General features: G+C 72.8%; 22 protein-coding genes and 2 pseudogenes. 14 read left to right on the plus strand and 10 right to left on the minus strand.

The features are described 5' to 3' along the window. Nucleotides 1-154: 154 nt before the first annotated feature. Both ACIF6L_RS27460 and ACIF6L_RS27465 read right to left on the minus strand, forming a co-directional pair. Nucleotides 155-844 carry a GNAT family N-acetyltransferase gene (locus ACIF6L_RS27460; protein ID WP_396490131.1) on the minus strand — a complete coding sequence of 230 codons (690 nt, stop codon included), beginning with the start codon at nucleotides 842-844 and terminating at the stop codon, nucleotides 155-157. A 104-nt stretch (nucleotides 845-948) separates the two neighbouring features. After that, entirely contained in the window at nucleotides 949-1791 is an 843-nt protein-coding gene (locus tag ACIF6L_RS27465) for a hypothetical protein (protein ID WP_396490129.1), read from the minus strand. 188 nt (nucleotides 1792-1979) lie between these two features. On the opposite strand from ACIF6L_RS27465, the gene ACIF6L_RS27470 reads away from it, so the two are divergent. After that, nucleotides 1980-2618: a DUF1345 domain-containing protein gene (locus ACIF6L_RS27470; protein ID WP_359807514.1), complete on the plus strand. Its 639-nt coding sequence runs from the start codon at nucleotides 1980-1982 to the stop codon at nucleotides 2616-2618. Nucleotides 2619-2666: 48 nt separating this feature from the next. Here ACIF6L_RS27470 and ACIF6L_RS27475 read toward each other — a convergent pair whose 3' ends face one another. Both ACIF6L_RS27475 and ACIF6L_RS27480 read right to left on the minus strand, forming a co-directional pair. Next, nucleotides 2667-3659: a DUF5937 family protein gene (locus tag ACIF6L_RS27475; RefSeq protein ID WP_396490128.1), complete on the minus strand. Its 993-nt coding sequence runs from the start codon at nucleotides 3657-3659 to the stop codon at nucleotides 2667-2669. 371 nt (nucleotides 3660-4030) lie between these two features. Then, nucleotides 4031-4699: a class I SAM-dependent methyltransferase gene (locus ACIF6L_RS27480; protein WP_396490127.1), complete on the minus strand. Its 669-nt coding sequence runs from the start codon at nucleotides 4697-4699 to the stop codon at nucleotides 4031-4033. Nucleotides 4700-4990: 291 nt separating this feature from the next. Here ACIF6L_RS27480 and ACIF6L_RS27485 point away from each other — a divergent pair, with 291 nt between their 5' ends. After that, the gene (locus tag ACIF6L_RS27485; RefSeq protein WP_396490126.1) at nucleotides 4991-6439 is read left to right on the plus strand and encodes a condensation domain-containing protein; all 1449 of its coding nucleotides are present in this window, start codon (nucleotides 4991-4993) and stop codon (nucleotides 6437-6439) included. A 324-nt stretch (nucleotides 6440-6763) separates the two neighbouring features. Then, nucleotides 6764-7843, plus strand: a complete 1080-nt coding sequence (locus ACIF6L_RS27490) for a protein kinase family protein (RefSeq protein ID WP_396490125.1) — start codon at nucleotides 6764-6766, stop codon at nucleotides 7841-7843. Here the strand turns inward: ACIF6L_RS27490 and ACIF6L_RS27495 are convergent. Further along, on the minus strand, nucleotides 7837-8352 hold the full coding sequence (locus ACIF6L_RS27495; RefSeq protein WP_329485751.1) for a DinB family protein: 516 nt from the start codon (nucleotides 8350-8352) through the stop codon (nucleotides 7837-7839). The genes ACIF6L_RS27490 and ACIF6L_RS27495 overlap by 7 nt on opposite strands. 247 nt (nucleotides 8353-8599) lie before the next feature. On the opposite strand from ACIF6L_RS27495, the gene ACIF6L_RS27500 reads away from it, so the two are divergent. Continuing rightward, nucleotides 8600-10294: a sodium:solute symporter family protein gene (locus tag ACIF6L_RS27500; protein ID WP_396490124.1), complete on the plus strand. Its 1695-nt coding sequence runs from the start codon at nucleotides 8600-8602 to the stop codon at nucleotides 10292-10294. Nucleotides 10295-10307: 13 nt separating this feature from the next. Then, entirely contained in the window at nucleotides 10308-10604 is a 297-nt protein-coding gene (locus ACIF6L_RS27505) for a hypothetical protein (protein ID WP_396490123.1), read from the plus strand. Nucleotides 10605-10686: 82 nt separating this feature from the next. Here ACIF6L_RS27505 and ACIF6L_RS27510 read toward each other — a convergent pair whose 3' ends face one another. Beyond that, complete coding sequence (locus ACIF6L_RS27510) at nucleotides 10687-11007, minus strand: hypothetical protein (RefSeq protein ID WP_396490122.1); 321 nt, start codon at nucleotides 11005-11007, stop codon at nucleotides 10687-10689. Nucleotides 11008-11301: 294 nt separating this feature from the next. On the opposite strand from ACIF6L_RS27510, the pseudogene ACIF6L_RS27515 reads away from it, so the two are divergent. After that, nucleotides 11302-11684 (plus strand): annotated as a pseudogene (locus tag ACIF6L_RS27515) (DNA polymerase III); the annotation flags it as partial. A gap of 189 nt (nucleotides 11685-11873) precedes the next feature. Here ACIF6L_RS27515 and ACIF6L_RS27520 read toward each other — a convergent pair. Beyond that, complete coding sequence (locus ACIF6L_RS27520; RefSeq protein WP_396490121.1) at nucleotides 11874-12467, minus strand: DUF4291 domain-containing protein; 594 nt, start codon at nucleotides 12465-12467, stop codon at nucleotides 11874-11876. Between the two features lie 158 nt (nucleotides 12468-12625). After that, nucleotides 12626-13609, minus strand: coding sequence for an SRPBCC family protein (locus tag ACIF6L_RS27525; RefSeq protein ID WP_396490120.1), 984 nt, complete (start codon nucleotides 13607-13609; stop codon nucleotides 12626-12628). A 133-nt stretch (nucleotides 13610-13742) separates the two neighbouring features. Here ACIF6L_RS27525 and ACIF6L_RS27530 point away from each other — a divergent pair. Then, nucleotides 13743-14060 (plus strand): annotated as a pseudogene (locus ACIF6L_RS27530) (helix-turn-helix domain-containing protein); the annotation flags it as partial. 67 nt (nucleotides 14061-14127) lie between these two features. Here the strand turns inward: ACIF6L_RS27530 and ACIF6L_RS27535 are convergent. Then, nucleotides 14128-14607: a hypothetical protein gene (locus ACIF6L_RS27535; protein ID WP_329485756.1), complete on the minus strand. Its 480-nt coding sequence runs from the start codon at nucleotides 14605-14607 to the stop codon at nucleotides 14128-14130. Between the two features lie 425 nt (nucleotides 14608-15032). Between ACIF6L_RS27535 and ACIF6L_RS27540 the strand changes: the two genes are divergently transcribed. The 4 genes from ACIF6L_RS27540 to ACIF6L_RS27555 all read left to right on the plus strand — a co-directional run bounded on the left by ACIF6L_RS27540 (nucleotide 15033) and on the right by ACIF6L_RS27555 (nucleotide 17661). After that, on the plus strand, nucleotides 15033-15491 hold the full coding sequence (locus ACIF6L_RS27540; RefSeq protein ID WP_396490119.1) for a hypothetical protein: 459 nt from the start codon (nucleotides 15033-15035) through the stop codon (nucleotides 15489-15491). Nucleotides 15492-15581: 90 nt separating this feature from the next. Continuing rightward, complete coding sequence (locus tag ACIF6L_RS27545) at nucleotides 15582-16427, plus strand: NAD(P)H-binding protein (RefSeq protein ID WP_396490117.1); 846 nt, start codon at nucleotides 15582-15584, stop codon at nucleotides 16425-16427. A gap of 92 nt (nucleotides 16428-16519) precedes the next feature. Next, on the plus strand, nucleotides 16520-17101 hold the full coding sequence (locus tag ACIF6L_RS27550; RefSeq protein WP_396490115.1) for a GNAT family N-acetyltransferase: 582 nt from the start codon (nucleotides 16520-16522) through the stop codon (nucleotides 17099-17101). Then, nucleotides 17089-17661 carry a dihydrofolate reductase family protein gene (locus tag ACIF6L_RS27555; protein ID WP_396490114.1) on the plus strand — a complete coding sequence of 191 codons (573 nt, stop codon included), beginning with the start codon at nucleotides 17089-17091 and terminating at the stop codon, nucleotides 17659-17661. Before ACIF6L_RS27550 ends, ACIF6L_RS27555 begins: the two co-directional genes overlap by 13 nt. A gap of 94 nt (nucleotides 17662-17755) precedes the next feature. Here ACIF6L_RS27555 and ACIF6L_RS27560 read toward each other — a convergent pair whose 3' ends face one another. Beyond that, complete coding sequence (locus tag ACIF6L_RS27560) at nucleotides 17756-18139, minus strand: MarR family transcriptional regulator (protein ID WP_396490113.1); 384 nt, start codon at nucleotides 18137-18139, stop codon at nucleotides 17756-17758. 135 nt (nucleotides 18140-18274) lie between these two features. Here ACIF6L_RS27560 and ACIF6L_RS27565 point away from each other — a divergent pair, with 135 nt between their 5' ends. From ACIF6L_RS27565 to ACIF6L_RS27575, 3 genes are read left to right on the plus strand one after another with little or no spacing between them, the layout of a single operon-like run. Continuing rightward, the gene (locus tag ACIF6L_RS27565) at nucleotides 18275-18811 is read left to right on the plus strand and encodes an STAS domain-containing protein (protein WP_359809050.1); all 537 of its coding nucleotides are present in this window, start codon (nucleotides 18275-18277) and stop codon (nucleotides 18809-18811) included. Continuing rightward, entirely contained in the window at nucleotides 18808-18999 is a 192-nt protein-coding gene (locus ACIF6L_RS27570; protein WP_396490111.1) for a hypothetical protein, read from the plus strand. The genes ACIF6L_RS27565 and ACIF6L_RS27570 overlap by 4 nt, the downstream gene beginning before the upstream one ends. Next, nucleotides 18996-19223 carry a DUF6296 family protein gene (locus ACIF6L_RS27575; protein WP_380390088.1) on the plus strand — a complete coding sequence of 76 codons (228 nt, stop codon included), beginning with the start codon at nucleotides 18996-18998 and terminating at the stop codon, nucleotides 19221-19223. Before ACIF6L_RS27570 ends, ACIF6L_RS27575 begins: the two co-directional genes overlap by 4 nt. Nucleotides 19224-19273: the final 50 nt, after the last annotated feature.

A 19273-nucleotide genomic window follows, 5' to 3' on the forward strand; every position in this document is an offset into this window, starting at 1 on the left:
CGCCCCCCCCCGCCCCCCCCCCCCCCCCGCCGCCGCGCGCCCCCCCCCCCCCCCCCCCCCCCGCCGGGGGGGGGGGGGGGGGGGGGCGCCCCCCCCCCCCCCCCCCCCCACCGCCGCAGGCGGCACGGCGCACACCGTGCCGCCGTGGTGGCGGTCAGCCGCGCCGGACGGCCAGCTCGATCTCGCGGGCGGTCCCGTCCCCCGGCGCGGGGAGGTGGTGGCCGGTGGGCTCGAAGCCGGTCTTCCGGTACATCGCCCCGGCCCGGCCGTTGGCCTCGTGGACGAAGAGCCGCACCCGCTCGACGCGCGGCTCGGCGAGCGACCAGGACCAGTCCAGGGCGGCCTCGAAGAGCCCCTGCGCGACGCCGCTGCCGCGCGCCTCGGACCGCACGAAGACGCCGACGACATGGGTCTGCGCCTGCTGCGGGACATCACCGAAGAAGGTCGCCGTACCGGCGTGCTCGACCAGCACCGAGACGGTGCCGAGCCAGCGCCCGTCGGCCGCCTCCGCGACGAACTGCCGCGCGGCGACGCCCTCGGCCGCACCGGCGGCGCGCTCCTGCCAGAACTCGTCCGGCTGGGCGGCCGCCTTCTCGTAGCTGTCGTGGAAGGCGATGGGCGCCGCCGGATCGAGCAGCGCGTCCAGCCGGAGCTGCTTGATCTTCGGCCAGTCCTCGGCGTCCACCGCCCTGATGATGTGCTTCATGCGCATGATCATCCCACCGCCACCGGCCGGCCCCGCGGCGGGGGGAGCCGCCCGGCCGAACGGCGGGACGAAGGCCAGCAGCTCGGCGACGAGCAGCAGGTCCCCGTCCCCGGAGGCGAGCGGCGAAGGAGTGGACACCCCGAGTGGATCTTCGAGGCTTCCGGGCCGGTTCCGGTGATCCGCGTCACCGGGGCCGCCCGGGGCGGGGCGACGGACCTCGGGCACCCGCCCCGCCGGTGCGGTCAGCGGCCGAGCACCGCGTCCGCGGCCTGGCCCGCCTGGGCCTGCTCGATGCGCTTGGCCAGCAGGACGGCGAGGCGCTGCGCCGTCGCGGTGTCCACCGGGCCGTCCTCGGTGGTCACGGTGGCGACCACGGTGCCGGCCCGCATCACGACGGCGATGCCGTCCCGGCCGCCGGGCTCGCCCTGCCAGGCCCGGCTCTCGGTGCCGATGGCGGGCAGCTCCACGGCGTGGTAGCGGGTGGCGTCTCCGTACGCCGCGTACGCCGCCTTGAGCTTGTCCTGGGCGGCCGCCTTGGTCGGCAGGGTGTCGACGAGGAAGCGCGCGACCACGTCGCCGGAGCTGAACCTCGCCTCGCCGCTGAGCGGCTTGCCGTTGCAGGCCGCGGGGTTCTGGCAGTCCGCGGAGTGGTCGGTGAGGTCGACCCGGCGCTTCTCCTGCTCCCAGCCGGTCATCGCGGTCTGGTCCGGCATCAGCTGCAGGACGGCCCGGTAGTCGAGCAGCGGCGTCGCGGCGTCGCTCCAGACGGGCATCGGGACGGTGCCGGCCGCCGGGCCGCCACCGGGCGCGGCGGTACCGCCGGACGGCGCCGCGCCGGGCGCCGGGGCACCGCCGGCGGCCGCACCGGGCGAGGCGCCCGCGCCGCCGGTGGAGGCCTGCGGCGACGCGGTGCCCGCACCCGCGCTCGCCTCCGCGCTCGCACCGGCACCGGCCGTCGCCGTGCCCCGGCCGGCCGCCGCGGCGCCGTCGCCCGAGGCCTTCGAACCGCTGGAGCCGCAGGCCGTCAGGGCCCCCAGCAGCACCCCGGCCGTAGCCACCGTCATCGTGCGACCGACCAACTTCACAGCACTCTCCCTCGTACCCCGGTGTCCGTGGACCGCCAAGGAACCATAGCCCCGACCTCCCCGGCTCCGTCCCGCCCCTCCCCCTTCGCCGGTCGGGGCCCGTTCTCCGGGCTCCCGCGCCCGGCTGCGCCCGGGCCCAGCCGCGGATACGCTGACGCCGACCCCCGCCGTCAGCGCCTGAGGCCCCCATGAACCACTCGTTGGTCCTCTCCGCCGTCCCGCGGCTCGCCGGCTCGGCCATCCTCGGAGCGGCCCTCGGAACGGTCGTCGCCGTCCTGACGGGCGTGCCGCTGGGCGTCCTCGCCGGCATCGCCGGAGCGGAGACGGCCTTCGTCGTGGCGGGGTGGATCGTCCTGTGGCCGATGGACGCCGCCGCCACCCGCCGCAACGTCCGGCGCGAGGAGTTCCGGCCCGCCCTGGAGGAGTTCGCCGTCGTCACCGCCGCGCTGTGCGGACTGGTCGGCATCGTGCTGCTGTTCCTGGCCAGCCGCTCCGACCTGAGCCGGGCCGCGGCCGCGACGGCCCTCTGCGGCGTGTTCACGGCCTGGGCGGCGCTCCACCTGATGTACGCCACCCGCTACGCGTACATCTACTACGGGAGCCCCGGCGGCGGGATCGACTTCAACACCGAGGTCCCGCCCCGGTACAGCGACTTCCTGTACTTCAGCTACAACCTCGGCATGACGTACCAGGTCTCCGACACCAGCGTCTCCAGCACCGGGCTGCGGGCGGTCGTGCTGCGGCACTGCCTGCTGTCCTACGTCTTCGGCGCCAGCATCCTGGCCACCACCATCAACCTCGTCGCCGACATCGCCACCGGCCGCTGAACCGCCGCCCGGCCCGGCGCTCCGGACGGCCTTCGGACGGCCGCCGGGTCAGTGCCCGGCCGGGGCCAGCAGGGCGTCCGCGAGCGCGGTGCGGGCGTAGAGGACGGAGCGGCCGCTGCGGTGCGCGGTCACCAGGCCGGCGTTGCGCAGGGCCGTCAGGTGCTGGGAGACGCCGGCCGCGGACAGGCCGGACCGCTGGGCGAGCCGGGTGGTCGACGCGGGCGTGTCCAGCTCGGTCAGCAGCATCGTGCGGGAGCGGCCCAGCACGGCGGCCACCGCGTCCGGGGAGGTGGTGGCCCGGGGCTCCCAGAGGTTGCCGATCCCGCGCGCCGGATAGGCGAGCTGCGGCGGCTCCGGCGCCACCGACCGGGTCAGCACCTTCGGCCAGGCGAACGCGGAGGGCACCAGGAGCAGCCCGGAACCGACCTGGTCACGGGTCAGCGCGCAGTGCCGGCGGACCAGCCGCAGGGTGCCGTCGTCCCATCGGACGGAGTCGTGCAGCTCGTTGAGCACGTGGGCCGAGCCGTGCTCCGCCACCTGCCGAGCCCGGTGGAACACATCGGCTTCGAGCAACCGCCGGATCCGCTCCCAGTAGGGCGCGAGGGCAAGCTCCCAGTAGGCCTCGACCTCCGCCGTGACCTTCGCCAACGCCTCCTCCGGAGCCTCGGACAGGATCCGGAACCGGGCAGGCGCCCCGTCGTCGCGCTCGGCGGCCAGCATCCCGAGCTCGACCCGCACCCGCTCGGGCGCGGTCCGCCGGATCGCCTCCAGCTCGGTGGCGAGCGTGGGGAACGGGCCGGCCGGAGTCGGATTGAGGAAGTCCGCGAGGTAGCCGTCGACGGGCACGAGCTCCGCCAACCACCCCCGGTCGAGCCCCGCCCGCACCAGCCGCGGCCGGACCTGCTCGGCCCACCGCCGGTGCAACGGCTGCTCGTCCGCCCGCCGCAGCAGCCGGAAGCTGGTGACGACCTCCCACATGGGCGACACCGCGAACCGCGTCTGCGCCAGGTCCGCCGCGGAGAAACTCAGCCCCGACTGCATCCGCCCCACCCTCCCTCGCCCTCCGCCCGAGCCTAATCGACGGGGCCCGGGGCATCGACGAACTCGCCCTCGAACCGACCTCCTCGCTGCCCTCCCAGCGTCGACCGCCTGCGGGGACTCACGGGAGACGCTGCCCGGGTCGGGCATCTACCTCATCCGGCCGGGCAGCGGGGCGCGGGACGTGACCATGGTCTGACCAGGTCCGGCCGGGCAGGGTGGACCTGGATGCGACCAGGGGGGCGGGGGCGTCGGGCCGGGGACTCGGGCGGCGGTCGCCCCTTCCGTCACCACGGCCCCGGCCCGTACCGCCACGCCTCCGGGCCGCACCGCGTCGACCGGTGGCAGGTACGCCCTGGTCCGGTGCCCGATCGTCAGCCCGGCCGCTTGGCCATGATGACCAGGCCCGGTCCGACGTGCTCGTCCGCGGGGAGCCGGAGTTCGGCGACCGGGCGCAGTCCGGCCTGCTCGATCAGGTGCGTGAGCGGCTCGGGCCGCCACTTGTGGGTCGTCCAGCGGACGGGGACGCCTCCGTAGGCCTCGGTGCGCAGCGCGTCCTCGTCACCGACATGGGTCGCGGTGATGAAGTGTCCGCCCGGCACCAGGGCGCGCGCGAACATGGCCAGGACCTGGGGAAGGACGTCACGCGGGAGGTTGAACAGTGACCACCAGCCGAGCAGGCCGCCGTGGGAGGCGTCGGCGAGGTCCAGGTCGGTGGCAGAGCTGACGCCGAACCGGCACTGCGGGTGGAGGCGGCGCGCGTTCTCGATCATGCGGGGGGAGAGATCGACGCCGGACACGTCGAGGCCGCGCTCGGCGAGGTAGGCGGTCACCGTTCCGGGCCCGCAGCCGACGTCGAGCACGGGCCCGAGGCCGCTCACGGTGTCGGCGAAGGCGTCGATCGACGCCTTGAGCCACGGGTGGGTCCGGATGTCGCCGATCCCCGTGGTCGCCACCATGTGGGCGTAGTTGTCGGCCACGCGGTCATAGGACTCGCGGACCACGTCGAGATCGGACGGTCGATCGATGGGGTGAGCGCGCATCAGCCAACGATAGGCCTGTGCGACGGTCTGCCGCCGGGGTCTTGTGGCCGTGGTCGCCGCCTGCCCGGGGGACCGAGCCTTCCGGCTCGGCCGCGGTGACCCGGTCCGGCGGCCATCAGGGCGTGCCCTGACGGCCTGTTGATCGTTGCTTGATTGGTCCGTCACCAACACCCCGTCGGCCGAGACGCGTACGGGACGTGACGCCGGAACGCCCGTGGCGAGGACGGGCCGACGGGTGGCGGCGGTGCGCCGGGACCGCCGGCGCACCGCGAGTCGAGAGAGGGAGCACCTGTGCGTATCACCGACCTGGCCCGCTGCGAGGCCCGTCCGGGGCGTGTCATGGAATGGACCCTCCACCCGTCCACCATCGACGCCGCCACGGCCCTGGCGGACGACCTCCGCCCGCTCTCCCACCTCCAGCAGTCGCACCTGCGCACCGCGCGGACCGTACGCGACAACGGCCTGACCATGCCGACCTGGATCGGCACCCGGTTCAGCCTGCCCGGCCCGGCGGACCCGGCCGTGCTGGAGGCCACCCTGCTCGACTGGACCCTGCGCCACGAGACGCTGCGCAGCGGATTCCGCCGCCGGACCGAGGGCGTCCGCCGGTTCACGATCGGCGCCGGTTCGGTGGCCCTGCACCGGCACGAGGCAGGGGTGTTCGACCGGGCGGAGGAGCTGGTCACCTACCTGCAGAACCGTTTCGACGCCGCGACGAACGCGCTCGAATGGCCGAACTACATCTACGCGGCCGTCCTGCGCGAGGACGGCACGGACGTCTACCTCGCCTTCGACCACAGCAACGTGGACGCGTACTCGCTGTTCCGCATCCCCGCCGAGGTCCACGAGCTCTACGACACCCGCCGGGGCGGCGGCGAACCGCGAGCGGTCGAGGTCGGAAGCTACCTCGACTTCTGCGAACTCGAATGCGCGCACGCGGAGCAGGTCGACGAGATCCACTCGGCGGTCGCCCGCTGGCGGGAGTTCATCGCCGGCTGCGACGACCGGCTGCCGAGGTTCCCGCTCGACCTCGGTCTGGAGCCGGAGGAACCGATGCCCGCCCAACGGCTGATGACCGAGATGCTGGTGGGCGAGGAGCACGCCGCCGGGTTCGAGCGGTACTGCCGCCCCTTCGGGGGCACGCTGGCCGGCATCCTGGCCGCCAGCGCGCTGATCGCCCGGGACCTCGGCGGGCACGACGTGTACCGGACGGTGGTGCCGTTCCACACCAGGGCGGCCTCCCAGTGGCAGGACTCGCTGGGCTGGTACGTCGGCGTCGTACCCATCGAGATCCCCGCGGCCGACGCCCCCGACCTCCGGAGCGCGCTGGCGATGGCACGCTCCGAGCTGCACGCGAACCGCCGGCTCGCCCGCACCCCGCTGGCCCGGATCCTGCACCTGCTCGGCTCGGACTTCCGTCCGACCTCGCCCGACCTGCACTCGCTCATGTCGTTCGTCGACGCCAGGGCCGTCCCCGGAGCCGAGCGCTGGACCGAGCAGAACGCCTGCGCGACGGTCCGGGTCTCCCACGGCGACCAGGCCTGCGTCTGGATCACCCGACTCCACGAGGGTCTGCACCTCGCCTGCCGCCACCCCGACACCACCGTCGCCGCCCAGTCCCTGCGCGCCTACGCGGACGCGCTGCGCGACACCGTCGTACGGGTCGCCGAGGACGGCGGCGACCTCGGGCCGGGGAGGAAGCACGCAGGGGTGGACGCCCTCGCTCCCCTGCCGGCCTGAGTTGCCCGAGCGGCCTGAGCGACGGGGGCGGCCTGAGTTGCCCGAGCGGCCTGAGTGACGAGGCGACCTGAGTGACGAGGCGGCGGCCGCGTTGGGGGCCGGCTCCGACCGGCGGTCCTCGCGTTCACCCGATCTCCTCGCCGATCTCCCCGTACAGTGCAGCCGAGCGGGTGTTCCGACCTGTGCCCCGGCACGGAAGCCGGACACCCCTGCCCGTGCCAGGGCCCCGAAGGGCCGCGCGCCGAGCGTGCGCGCCCGTCGGCGGCGCCCGGCTGCTTCGGAGAGGTCGGTGCGCTGGTGGGGGCAACCGTCGAGGCCCGTGACATGTCGCGCGGTGCACGCCTGGCCACCCATGGCGCCGTCGCCACCTCGCTGGCCCTGTGCAGTGATCGCGAACTGCAGGCCCTCCTGGCGGAGGCCGCGCCGCTGGGTGCCGGCATCGGGGGGACGTCGGCGCTGCTGGAGGTCGACGGGACTCCGGTCTTCGTCAAGCGGGTCCCGCTCACCGACCCGGAACGGCAGCCCGGCAACGCCCGGTCCACGGCGAACCTCTTCGGGCTCCCCGGCTTCTGCCAGTACGGCATCGGCGGGCCGGGCTTCGGGGCCTGGCGGGAGCTGGCCGTGCACACCATGACCACGAACTGGGTCCTCACGGCGGACCACGAGGGCTTTCCCCTGATGCACCACTGGCGGGTGCTGCCGCACGCCGGGCAGGTGCTCCCCGAGGAACTGGCCGATGTGGAGCGGGCCGTCGCGTACTGGGGAGGCGGACCGGAGGTGCGCGGCCGGATCGAGGCCCTGCGGGACGCCTCGGCGAGCATCGCGCTGTTCCTGGAGTACATCCCGCAGAACCTGCACGACTGGCTGGGCGCCCGGGTCGGAGCCGGCGACGAGGCGACCGGGCGGGCCTGCGCCATGGTGGCGAGCCGGCTGGACGCCGGAATCTCGTTCATGAACTCCCGCGGGCTCCTCCACTTCGACGCCCACTTCCAGAACATCCTGACCGACGGCCGGCGGCTGTTCTTCGCGGACTACGGGCTCGCCACCTCCTCCCGGTTCGACCTGTCCGAGGACGAGGCCGACTTCTTCGCCGCGCACCGCAGCTACGACCGTTGCTACGCCACCACGCACCTGGTGCTGTGGCTGATCACCGCTCTGTACGGCTACGAGCGGGACGAGCGCGACGCGTTCGTGCGCGCGTGCGCCCGGGGAGAGCGTCCGCCGGGCGTCCCGCCGGAGGTCGCGGCGATCCTCACCCGCCACGCCCCGCTCGCCGTGGTGATGACGGACTTCTACCGCAGGCTCCAGCGGGAGAGCAGGCGAACCCCGTATCCGGTGGACGAGATCCGCCGGATCGGACGGTTGGACGGCTGGTCCATCGCGGGGCATCGCCCGGGTCAGTAATAGCCCTTGGTGCCGTCGAGGAGCTCCCGGACGATGTCGGCGTGGCCGGCGTGGCGCCCGGTCTCCTCGACGAGGTGGATCAGCATCCAGCGGAGGTTGGCGCCACCGGAGCGGAAGCCGGAGTGACGGCCGACATCGTCCAGGGAGGCCGCGGCGACGATCTCGTTGCTCCGGGCGCACTGGGCCTCGTACTCCGCGAGCAGCTCGGCCAGGGAGCGGTCGCCGGGCTGCCAGTCGGCGTCCTCGCCCGACTCGGCGAACGACGGGTTCTGCTTCTCGTCGCCGCCGAGGAACAGGACCTCCAGCCAGGTGTGCTCGGTCCAGCGCATATGAGTGATGAGGCCGGCCATCGTCATGGCCGGTGAACTCGGGAGGACGGAGCGACGAGCGTCCTCCTCCGTCAGCCCCTCGCACTTCCAGCGAAGGATCTGCCGCTGCAGGTCCAACCAGCCGATGAGCGCGGTACGTTCGTCGGCCTGAAGTGGGGGGCGTTCCAGTTCGGGTGTCATATCGGCGCAGGCTACCGGCCTGCCCGGGGCCGTGGCACCTGGTTTTCCGGACGGCCGGGCGGTGTCCGTCGGCCGGCCGGCGTCGGCCGGGCGGTGTCCGTCGGCCGGTCGGTGTCGGCCGGTCGGTCGGTGTCGGCCGGTCGGTCGAGCGACTCGCCCACGGGCGGGTGACGCCGGGTGGCGGGCGGGCGCGCCGCTGCTAGAAGTCCGGAAGCGGAGAAGCTCCACGTAACGGATCGAGGCAGCAGTGAACTCCCTTGCCGAGGCAAGCCTCCGGCTGGATGCCGAGCCGGTCGACTACGCCCTGCTCGCCGTCTACTTCGCCCTGGTGCTGGGCATCGGCTCGCTCGCCCGCAGGTCGGTCTCCTCCAGTCTGGACTTCTTCCTGGCCGGCCGGTCGCTGCCCGCCTGGATCACCGGCCTGGCGTTCATCTCGGCCAACCTCGGGGCGGTGGAGATCTTCGGGATGACCGCCAACGGCGCGCAGTTCGGCATCCCGACCGTGCACTACTACTGGATCGGCGCGATCCCGGCCATGGTCTTCCTCGGCCTGGTCATGATGCCGTTCTACTACGGGTCCAAGGTGCGCAGCGTCCCGGAGTTCCTGCGGTTGCGGTTCGGCCGCTTCGCGCACCTGGTGAACGCGCTCAGCTTCGCGCTCGCCCAGGTGCTGATCGCCGGGGTCAACCTGTACGCGCTCAGCACGGTGGTCAACGCCCTGCTGGGCTGGCCGCTGTGGTCCTCCGTCCTGGTGGCGGCGCTGATCGTGCTGGCGTACACGACGCTGGGCGGGCTCTCGGCCGCCGTGTACAACGAGGTGATGCAGTTCTTCCTGATCGTCGCCATGCTGGTGCCGATCACCTTGGTCGGGCTGCACCGGGTGGGCGGCTGGGACGGGCTGAGCGACCGGATCCGGGCGGTGAACGCCGACGCGGCGGAGCAGTTGAACGCCTGGCCGGCCAGCAACCTGACCGGGATCGCCAACGCCACCCTGTCCGTGCTGGGCATCGTGTTCGGCCTCGGGTTCGTGCTGTCGTTCGGCTACTGGACGACGAACTTCGCGGAGGTGCAGCGCGCGCTGGCGGCGAGGAACATGTCGGCGGCCCGGCGCACGCCGCTGATCGGCGCGTACCCGAAGGCGCTGATCGCGCTGGTCATCGTGATCCCGGGGATGCTGGCCGCGGTCCTCTCGCCGGAGCTGGCGCGGTACAAGGCGGCGGGCGGCACGTCGACCGAGGGCGTCACGTACAACAACGCGATCGAACTGCTCATCCGCGACCTGCTGCCCAACGGCATGCTGGGGGTGGCGATCACCGGGCTGCTGGCGGCCTTCATGGCGGGCATGGCGGCCAACGTGAGCTCGTTCAACACGGTGTTCACCTACGACCTCTGGCAGGCGTACGTGGTCAGGGGCCGGCCGGACGCGTATTACCTGCGGGTGGGCCGGACGGTCACCGTGCTCGGCTGCGCGATCGCGGTCGGCACCGCGTTCATCGCCAGTGGCTACAACAACATCATGGACTACCTCCAGACGCTGTTCTCGTTCTTCAACGCCCCGCTGTTCGCCACGTTCATCCTGGGGATGTTCTGGAAGCGGACGACGCCGCTCGCGGGCGGGATCGGGCTGATCGTCGGAACGGCGGCCGCCGTGACGGTGGACCAGCTCGTCCGCCACGACGTGCTGCACCTGGCGGGTCAGGGGCCCAGCTTCGTCGCGGCGAGCGCCGCCTTCGTCCTGGACATCGCGGTCAGCGTCGCGGTCTCGCTGGCCACCCGGCCCAAGCCGGACAGCGAACTGGTCGGCCTGGTCTGGTCGCTGACGCCCAGGGACCGGATCAAGGAGGGCGACACCGCCGAGGACGCGGGCTGGTACCGCAGCCCCGCGCTGCTCGGGGCCGGGGCCCTGCTGCTCGCCACCGTACTCAACGTGATCTTCTGGTGAGAGGAGCGAGGACATGACGGATCCGACGACGGGGGCGGCCGTGAAGGCCGGGATCTTCGACCTGCGCCTGATCCTCGCGCTGCTCTTCTGCGTCTACGGCACCGCGCTGACCGTGCTGGGCGCCACCGCCACCTCTCAGGCCGACCTCGACCGGGCGGGCGGCGCGAACGTGAACCTCTGGGTGGGCGTCGGCATGCTGGTCGGGGCGGCGCTCTTCGCCGGCTGGGCGAGGCTGCGGCCGGTCCGGCTGCCGCCGGGAGCGGCGGAGCCGACGGGCTCCACGACGGGCTCCACGGGGCCGGAGCAGTAGGGCCGCCGCGGGTACGGGGTGGGGCGGCCGGCCGTGGCGGACGCCCGTCCTCCGGCGGCGGTGCCACCACCGGGCGGCGGTGTCACCACCAGGCCGGGCGCTGCCAGGGTTCCACGGTCACCCGGCCGACCGGGAGGATCACGGCGTTGCGACGGCGGCGCAGGGCGTCCGGGGTGTCGGCCCTGAGGAGCGCCGCCTCCCGCGCCTGGCCGCTGCTGTCGGCCCACTCGACGAAGGTCTGGGTGCCGGCCCGGCCGTCGGGGAAGGCCACCGGGACGGTGACGCACCAGGGGCTGCTGCTGCGCCCGCTCCAGGCGGCGACCTGACCCGCGCCCCGGGCGGTGCAGGACGCCGCCGGCACCGGGGCGGGCTCCGATGGCGGGGCGAAGACGGATGTGAACATGGCTCTCTCCGGGTGTGACGCGCCTGCGGAAGCCGTGCTGTCTTCTTCCGGGTGGCGGATTCCGTCGCCGAGCGGCGTTTCGGACCGGCGGCGCTGTGGGGGCGATGCGGGTGGGGGCGGTGCCGTGTTCGGTACCGGGAGGAGAGCGGGGTGTGCTCCATCATGTTTCAGCAGGTTCAAACACTTATGAACAAAATGAAACGCCGATTGCGGAAGGGCGTCAAGACCTACCGGACGGAAATGTTCGCGTGCGGGGCGGCTCGCCGCAGTGGTCCGTTCACCGGCTCGGAACCCGCCGGGGAGCGCCTCGCCCGCCATCGGATCCTGGTGCGGCCCACCCGGTCCACGTCAGTGAGTTCCGCACGGAGCCCACCGGCCTCACCCAGTGCGAGGTCGACGCGGGGGTCGGCTTCGCCAAGGCGCGCCGAACGCCGGCGGCCGAACACCCCACAGGACGCCACCCGTGGGCCGGCTGGGGTGACGACGACCGCCACCAGTTCACCCGGCAGTGCCGGGCCACCCGGACGCCCTACCCCTTCGGCCGGCACCACCCCAACGCCGAATCGGCCTTCACGGAGGCGTACGGCCTGCGCAGCCGGCCCGGCATGGCGCAGGCCCTGGAGATTGCCGGGCTCCCCCTGGACGGCCGCCACCACCGGGGCGAGGACGACGCCTGAAGCATCGCCGCGCTCATCCCTCCACCTGTCCGAGCGGGCCGACCGGCCCCCGGTGTCGGCGGCTTGGATCCGCCCCCTGGCCGAGAGGCGCCGCTGCCATCGGTGGATCCGGTCCGCAGGCCGGGGCACCCCGCCGACGGTAGACGCCGCGCGGGGCGAGCAGCCTGCGGCCCGGGTGGTCGGGTCGGCTCAGTCGCGCAGATGGGCCGTGAGCACGTCGCCCGCCGGGTAGGGGCGCTCCGCGGGGAGCAACTGCCGGGCGGCGTCCAGTGCTCCGTCCCTCACGTGGGCGTGGATCGCTTGCGCGAGCGCGGTGACGTCGCGGATCGAAACGATCCACTCCTCCGCGTAGCGCTCAGCCGCCTCGCCCGCGAGGCCGAGTTGCAGGGACCGGTGAGCGAGCGGCCGCAGGTGCAGATCGCGTTCGGGGTCCCACTGCACCCGGGCCGGGGCTCGCTTCAGCCGGCGCTTCCAGTCGCCGCGGTCGGGATGCAGTCCGGGTTGGTAGTGGGCCAGGCAGGCGTTCTCCAGGGCCCATTCGAGGCCCTCGCGGGTAATCTCGACCGCCAGCACGGTCTCCTGGCCCTCCTTGCCCGCCCATCCGCAGCGATACATCATCCAGAGGAACGACGGCTTGATCCACGTCATCCGGTCCCGCCGCCAGGCTGCGGGAAAGCGACCGTCCAGTGCGGCGGGCAGGCCGATCTCCGGCGCGTACGCCTGGTAGACCGTCACTGTCGTGTCCGTGTAGCTGGCGCGGATCTGGTGCTTGGGTTCTGACACGGTGCCCAGAGTCGACGGTGGACGGGCTCGGCGCCACCGAATTACCCCGTCGAACGGCGCTGGTTGAGCGCTGAGCGCGACCAGGCCTCTCGAGCCGGGCCTGGGGGGTGCCGTCCCCCCGCTCTTCCGGTCAGCCGGTGCCCAGGGGCCCGGTGGGCTCAGATGGCGTCGAACGGTTCGTCGCTCCACCTGAGCCAGGCGCGGCCGTCGTTGATGTGCAGGAGGAACTCCGCGACCAGACCTGACGGGGCCAGCAGCGTCAGGGCGGCCGCGATCCGGTCGTAGGAGTCGTCGAAGCGCTCGAACTCCTCCGCCTCCACCAGAGCCAGCGACTCGTCGAACCACGGCTTCACCGCCCCGAACGCCGCAGTCGGAGCGAAGCGCCCGTACAACCAGGGGAACTCGCTCTCGTCGATCACGATCTCGCCGAGCAGTTCCTCCTGGCGCATCAGACGCCAGACCTCCCCCTCGAATCCCATTGCGCCAGCTCTCCCTCCCTGTCTCGACGTCGCCGGCAGCCTCTCACGAGGCACGGACAACGGGACTCCGGAACGCGAGGACTGAGCCTCCCGTCGCGACCGGCGGATCAGCGGGAGCTCCGGCGATCGCCGTGGCCGATCCCGGGGCGGCCCTCCCTCGGCGATCCACTGGGCGAGGGCGGCCAGCGTGGCCTCGACGCTGTCCGCCATGCGGTCGCGCAGCGCGGCGAGGTCGCCGCGGGTGCTGCCCAGTACCGGGGCTAGGCGCAGGAGTTGCCAGGACTGCCGGACGACGGTGCCGCGCCCCCGGGCTCGGAACGTCCAGCTCCACCGGACGATGCCGTCCTCGGCGCCGCCGACGACGAAGGCGAAGGCGGCGCCGAGGACGGCCCGCACGATCTGGGAGCGCGTGGTCCACTCCTTGCCGTCCCTGCGGTTGCGGCCGCTGAACCAGGCGCCGACCCGCGGTCCGGCGTCCTGGTCGAAGGCGGCCTCGAAGGCGCCCTCGACGACGTCGGGGCTCCACCGGCGGTTCGCGGACACGTCGCCGACCAGGTCGTAGACCAGTGCGGGGGCCGCATCCACCCAGGCGCGTCTGGTGAAGGCGAAATCCGCCGCGTCCACGGTCTCGAAGGGGTCATCCTCACGGGTCGCGGTACTCATGCTGTCCTCCTGGACGAGTGCGGGATGCGATGACACCCAGCTGATCGCGTCCCGGGCTCGTCGGCCACACCCGCCGGTGCCTATCCTCGGCAGGGAGAGGCTGCGCGGTGCGGGTCGACCCGTACTCGGAGGCATGAACGGGAAATCACAGCTCGGGGACTTCCCGCAGACGCGGCGCTCCCAACTGCGTCCGGAGGAGGTCGGGGTGCCCGCCTACGGGGAGCGCCGGCGCGTGCCGGGCCTTCGCCGGGAGGAGCCGGCGCTGCTGGCGGGGGTGAGCGCCTCCTCCTACGCCCGCTTGGGACAGGGGCACTCGCCGAACGCCTCGCCGGAGGTGCTGGACGGGATCGCCCGGGCCCTGCGGCTGGACGAGTCCGAGCGCCGCCACGTGCACGACCTGGCCCGATCGGCCGGGCCCCAGGGCCGGCGGCGCGCCGGAGTTCGGCGTCCTGCGGCCGGTACGGGCCTACCCGGGTCGGCCCGGGTCGGCCCGCGGGGCTCTGCCACCTCACTCGATATCACTCGATTCCGAGGGGTCCGACGCCCAGGTCCTCGCGCATGAGGCGACGCATCCGCGCCATGGCCTCGCGTCGCCGCGCTATCAGGGGCGCGTCGTCGGCCGAGCCGACCGCCGCTCCCCGGGCGTAGGCGTCGCGGATCGCCCGCAGGCAGTGGAACGCCTCGTTCCCGGCCTCCACGACCGGCGACGGGCCCACGAGCCACAGGCGTTCGCTCGCCGTGTAGATGCCGGTGCGCCGCACCGCCTCCCGCACCGCCGCGTCGCGGGCCGAATCTGACATGTGGTCGCCCAGGGCGACAGCCCGGATCTCCTCACCCGCGGCCTTGAGCGCGGAGACGTACTCCGTGTAGACCTCGCGCCGCACGTCCAGCGCATGCCTGGCCTCCTCCCGCCGCCACCGGTTGCGGTCGGCGATCAGCGTGGCGGCGATGCCGATGACGGCACCGGTCAGTGTGGAGAGCAGAGGCGTCCAGTCCATGGGCCCCAGCTTGTCCAACCCGCTGCGCCGGTACCAGTGGCTTTCGCTGCGAACGCCCGGGGCCGGCCACACGGGAGCCTTCCGCGCGACGGGAGGGACCGGATCCGGGACGGCCCCGGGGCCGTCCCGGTCGGGTGCGCGCGGTACTTCAGCGGCCGGGGACGACGATGCCCTGGGTGGACGGCCTACCTTGTGTCGAGCCGTGCCGTGTCCGCGGCCAATCCGGTTTGTCCGCTGGTCACCTGGGCCGCAGCCGAGTCCGGTGGATGGACAATCGGACATGCCTGCACTGTGGGAGCTTCATCAGGCCATCGGACAACATGTCGAAGCCTGCGACGGGACACCCCGGGGTTTCCGGCACGGAGACGGTCCCCCGGCAGTCCCGTCCCGACCCTAGACACCCACGGCACTCGAAGGAGCTCGCCATGCTCATCAAGAAGCACCTCGCGACGGTACTCGCGGCCACGGTCCTCGCCGGAGGCTTCGTCGGCCTCTCCGCCGGCGCGGCCCACGCCTACCCCCGGGTCAACAAGTGCGGGAGCGCGTACGACTTCAAGCAGAGCTGGGACATCACGGACAACGCCCGAACGAGCGTGGTGGTCGGCTTCATCGACATCTACTACAACAGCGGAAACGGGATCAACTGTGCGATCGCCCGCGGGAAGGACGGGACCGTCACCGGTCACCACGACATCCGGGTCGCGATACGACGCTCCGGAACGAGCGACTGGATCCAGGACGGCGCCGGGAGCAACTACTCCAGCTACGCGGGCCCGGTCTACACGTACGCCAAGGGGGCCTGCATCGACTTCGTCGGCGGGCTGATGTACAACGAGTTCGCAGGTCAAGGGGCATCCGGCTACAGCTCCAAGCACTGCGGCTGAAGCGAGGAAGACGTTCAGCGGCGGGGGGATTCCCGAGCGCCGGGGCCCGGCAGACGGAATAGTCCGAGCAGGGCCGAGGCTGGGCTGATCATGAGTGAGATTCTTGTGACGGGCGCGACCGGCAACGTCGGCCGACACGTGGTTGCTCGGCTCCTGGCCGCGGGCGCCGAGGTGCGGGCGCTGGCGCGTGATCCCGAAACGGCCGGGCTGCCGGAGGGAGTGAAGGTCGTCAGCGGGGACCTGTCCGCGCCGGGCACGCTCGACGTGGCGCTGGAGGGGACCAGCGCAGTGTTCCTGGTCTGGCCCTTCCTGACGACCGAGGGCGCGCCCGCCGTACTGGAGGCGCTTGCACGACGTGTCGGGCGCATCGTCTATCTCTCGTCGTCGGGCGTCAACGAGGCGGCCGAGCGGCAGACCGATCCGATCAACCAGCTCCACGCCGACATGGAGCGCATGATCGAGGAATCCGGCCTGGAGTGGACTTTCCTACGGTCGAACACCATCGCGTCCAACGCGCGAGGGTGGGGCGAGCAGGTCCGCGCCACGCGCACCGTTCGCGGTCCCGGTGCCGCCGCCACCGCGGTGATCCACGAGAGCGACATCGCGGCTGTGGCGGTTCCTGTCCTGACCGGTGACGGGCACGTGGGCGCGAGGCTTGTCCTGACGGGTCCGCAGGTACTGAGCAGGGCCGAACAGGTCCATGCGATCGGGGAGGCCATCGGTCGCCCGGTGGCGTTCGAAGAAGTCCCCGTAGAGGTCGCGCGACGGCAGATGCTGGCTGACGGCAGGCCACCCGCACTCGTCGAGGCGCTGTTGGCCAGCGCCGAGACCCGGCCCGCATCGAACGTGATCACCTCCACCGTGGAAGAGATCACCGGAGTTCCCGCGCGCACGTTCCGCACCTGGGCGGAGGAGCACGCGGAGGAGTTCCGCTAGGTTCGCCGTCCGGGTCCAGGACACCGGCCGCCCCTCACCCAGCACCAGGCCCCGGCGATCCTCGGCCGCCGGGGCCTCGTCGCACTGCCAGGATGGTCCGCACGAACATCGAGATGTCCAGCCGGATCCGGGTGCGAGCCGCGGACGCCACGGACTTGCCGGCCCTCGTCGCCATCGACGCGATCGCGGCCGCCGGCGACGAAGCGCGGGCCCGGAGCATTCGTCGGTGGTTGGACCAGGGATCCGTCAGCGTCGCCGAAGATCCGTCAGGCATCCTGGGCTACGGCGTTCTGGAGTACACGTTCTTCGAACAGGGCTTCGTGACCATGGTGACGGTCTCGCCGGGCGCACGCCGACGGGGCGTCGGCGCCCGCCTTCTCCAGGCCGTCGAAGCAAGCTGCTCCACCCCGAAGCTGTTCACCTCGACGAACGTCTCGAACCATCCCATGCAGCTGCTGTTGCAGCAGCTCGACTGGCACCCGGCCGGCCTGGTCCACGGCCTCGACGAGGCGGACCCCGAACTGTTCTACCTCTGCCCGCCCGAGCGACTCCGGCCACGCCAGATCGGACTCGGCCCACACCGGCGGGTCGGACCGCGCACCGGTGAGCTTCCCGCGTCACGCTGGTCTCCACGCCGGACACCCACGACGGAAGGCTGGCCATGCGGAAGCTGATCTACGGCATGAACCTGACCCTGGACGGCTACGTCACCGCCGCCGGGGACGACATCGGCTGGAGCGGACCGCCGAGCGACGAGCTGTTCCAGTGGTGGCTCGACCAGGAGCGGGCGAGTGGCCTGACCCTGTACGGGCGCAAGCTGTGGGAGACGATGAGCTCCTACTGGCCGACCGGCGACGAGCAGCCCGATGCCACCCCGGGGGAGATCGCGTTCGCGCGGAACTGGCGGGACACACCGAAGGTGGTGTTCTCCTCGACGATGACGGCCGAGGAGGTCGACTGGAACACCCGCCTGGTCACCGGCGACGCGATCGCCGAGATCACCCGGCTCAAGGCCGAGGACGGCGGCCCGATGACCATCGGCGGCGCGACGCTCGCCGGGGCGGTCATGCGCGCCGGGCTGATCGACGAGTACGCGATCGCCACCTATCCGGTCCTGGTGGGCGGCGGGACACCGTTCTTCACCGCGCTGGACAGCTGGGTGGACCTGAACCTGGTGGAGACGCGGACGTTCCCCGGCGGCGTGGTCATGACCAGGTACAAGACGAGGCTTTGAGCAGCGGGAGGTACCGGGCTCGCGGGCCGAGGCGCGCGGCCCCCGTTCGGGCCGGGTGGCGACCACCCGATCCCGTGGACGAAGCGTGGCGCGGTCAGGGGTGGGGCCGGCTGGCCGACGTGCCGTTCACCCGGCGGGCACCGCCGTCGCCGGTGGGGGCGTCGTGGTCGCGGTCCTTGCGGGTGGGGGCGAGCAGGTCGAGCAGTGCGCTGATGCTGAGCCCGGCCTCGGCGGGGTGTCTGAGCAGGGTGCCGGAGGCGATGCTGTAGTGGGTGCGTCGCCCGGCGCGGTCGCGGGTGAGGTAGCCGCCCTGGTCGAGGTCGGTCACGATCGCCTGGACGGCGCGCTCGGTCAGCTGGACCTCCACGGCGATGTCCCGCAGCCGGATACCGGGGTCGCGGGCGATCGCGGCCAGCACGCGGGCGTGGTTGGTCACGAACGTCCAGCTTGTTCTCGCCGTGGGTTCCTCGTGTGCCATGCCCCCTACCGTAAGACGAAAGATTCAGATTTCGCTACACCTGAATCGAATTTCTGGTATCTCTTGACGTGAATGTGGCTGCGGGCCACGCTGGAAGGGTCTCAGCCCGCCCCTTCCCTCCCCAAGGACCCGGCCATGACCGAAGATCCGTCCGCTACCGGCGCCGCAGGGCGCTCCGCCGTGCAGCCGCCGTCCGTACCGCGGCGCCTGCCCGGCGGCCCGGACCTCGCGGTCACCGCCGGAGCACACCGCACCCTGGTCCAGGTGGCCGGGGAGATCGACATGGACAGCGCGGACGGCATGCGCGAGACCCTGGAACAACTGCTCCACCAGAGCGGCACCGGCCTCGACCTCGACACCTCCGCCGTCACGTTCTGCGACAGCTACGGCCTCAACATGCTCCTGCGCCTGCGGCTGACCGCCCTGCGCGCCAAACGCCGCCTCACGATCACCGACCCGGGCCCCCGCCTGGAGCGGCTCCTGGCCCTCACCGAGACCACCGCCCTGTTCACCCTCGACGGCCACCCCGACGGGGCCACACCGCCCGGCGGCACCCGCCCCGCCGACGCCAAAACCGGCCTCCACACCAAACCCGTCCACACCACCGGCCTCCTCAACGACACCCCGGCCGAGACCCCCAGCCCCATCCTCGAGGGGAAGCACCTGCCATGACCACCCCCGCCCCGGCCACCGGCCGCGCCCGCGGCGTGGTCCGCCGGCTCACCGCGCCCGCCCCCGCACGGATCCGCGCCGGGGCCGCACGCCGGCTCCCGGCCGTCGCCGAACGGCCCGGCCTCGCCGGCCTCGCCGGCCTCGCCGACCAGCACAACAGCTTCGACCAGCGAGGCAGTGCGCCGTGAGGGACGCCACCCGCTACGCCATCGCCGTCCGCGGCCCGAACGGCACGACACGCACCGTCATCGTGCACCGCACCGACCGCCTCGGACCGGCCCACGAACCCGTCTACGAGGACACCACCGGCGGATTCCGCTTCCAGATCAACGGCTCGACCGCCGAAGTCCTCGCCCTGCCCACCGGCTACGGCACCGCCCACCCCTGCCTGGAAGCCGTCCCGATGCCCTGACCCGCCCTACCGGCGGGGCCCACTCCGGGCCGTCGCGGATGCCCGGCCCG

This window comes from Kitasatospora sp. NPDC086009, from assembly GCF_044540385.1.
Classification (GTDB): domain Bacteria; phylum Actinomycetota; class Actinomycetes; order Streptomycetales; family Streptomycetaceae; genus Kitasatospora.

Coding starts and splice junctions, on each gene's coding strand:
- ACIF6L_RS27470 (WP_359807514.1), top strand. CDS start 1,980: ATGAACCACTCGTTGGTCCTCTCCGCCGTCCCGCGGCTCGCCGGCTCG.
- ACIF6L_RS27475 (WP_396490128.1), bottom strand. CDS start 3,659: ATGCAGTCGGGGCTGAGTTTCTCCGCGGCGGACCTGGCGCAGACGCGG.
- ACIF6L_RS27480 (WP_396490127.1), bottom strand. CDS start 4,699: ATGCGCGCTCACCCCATCGATCGACCGTCCGATCTCGACGTGGTCCGC.
- ACIF6L_RS27490 (WP_396490125.1), top strand. CDS start 6,764: ATGTCGCGCGGTGCACGCCTGGCCACCCATGGCGCCGTCGCCACCTCG.
- ACIF6L_RS27495 (WP_329485751.1), bottom strand. CDS start 8,352: ATGACACCCGAACTGGAACGCCCCCCACTTCAGGCCGACGAACGTACC.
- ACIF6L_RS27505 (WP_396490123.1), top strand. CDS start 10,308: ATGACGGATCCGACGACGGGGGCGGCCGTGAAGGCCGGGATCTTCGAC.
- ACIF6L_RS27510 (WP_396490122.1), bottom strand. CDS start 11,007: ATGTTCACATCCGTCTTCGCCCCGCCATCGGAGCCCGCCCCGGTGCCG.
- ACIF6L_RS27525 (WP_396490120.1), bottom strand. CDS start 13,609: ATGAGTACCGCGACCCGTGAGGATGACCCCTTCGAGACCGTGGACGCG.
- ACIF6L_RS27535 (WP_329485756.1), bottom strand. CDS start 14,607: ATGGACTGGACGCCTCTGCTCTCCACACTGACCGGTGCCGTCATCGGC.
- ACIF6L_RS27540 (WP_396490119.1), top strand. CDS start 15,033: ATGCTCATCAAGAAGCACCTCGCGACGGTACTCGCGGCCACGGTCCTC.
- ACIF6L_RS27545 (WP_396490117.1), top strand. CDS start 15,582: ATGAGTGAGATTCTTGTGACGGGCGCGACCGGCAACGTCGGCCGACAC.
- ACIF6L_RS27550 (WP_396490115.1), top strand. CDS start 16,520: ATGGTCCGCACGAACATCGAGATGTCCAGCCGGATCCGGGTGCGAGCC.
- ACIF6L_RS27555 (WP_396490114.1), top strand. CDS start 17,089: ATGCGGAAGCTGATCTACGGCATGAACCTGACCCTGGACGGCTACGTC.
- ACIF6L_RS27560 (WP_396490113.1), bottom strand. CDS start 18,139: ATGGCACACGAGGAACCCACGGCGAGAACAAGCTGGACGTTCGTGACC.
- ACIF6L_RS27565 (WP_359809050.1), top strand. CDS start 18,275: ATGACCGAAGATCCGTCCGCTACCGGCGCCGCAGGGCGCTCCGCCGTG.
- ACIF6L_RS27570 (WP_396490111.1), top strand. CDS start 18,808: ATGACCACCCCCGCCCCGGCCACCGGCCGCGCCCGCGGCGTGGTCCGC.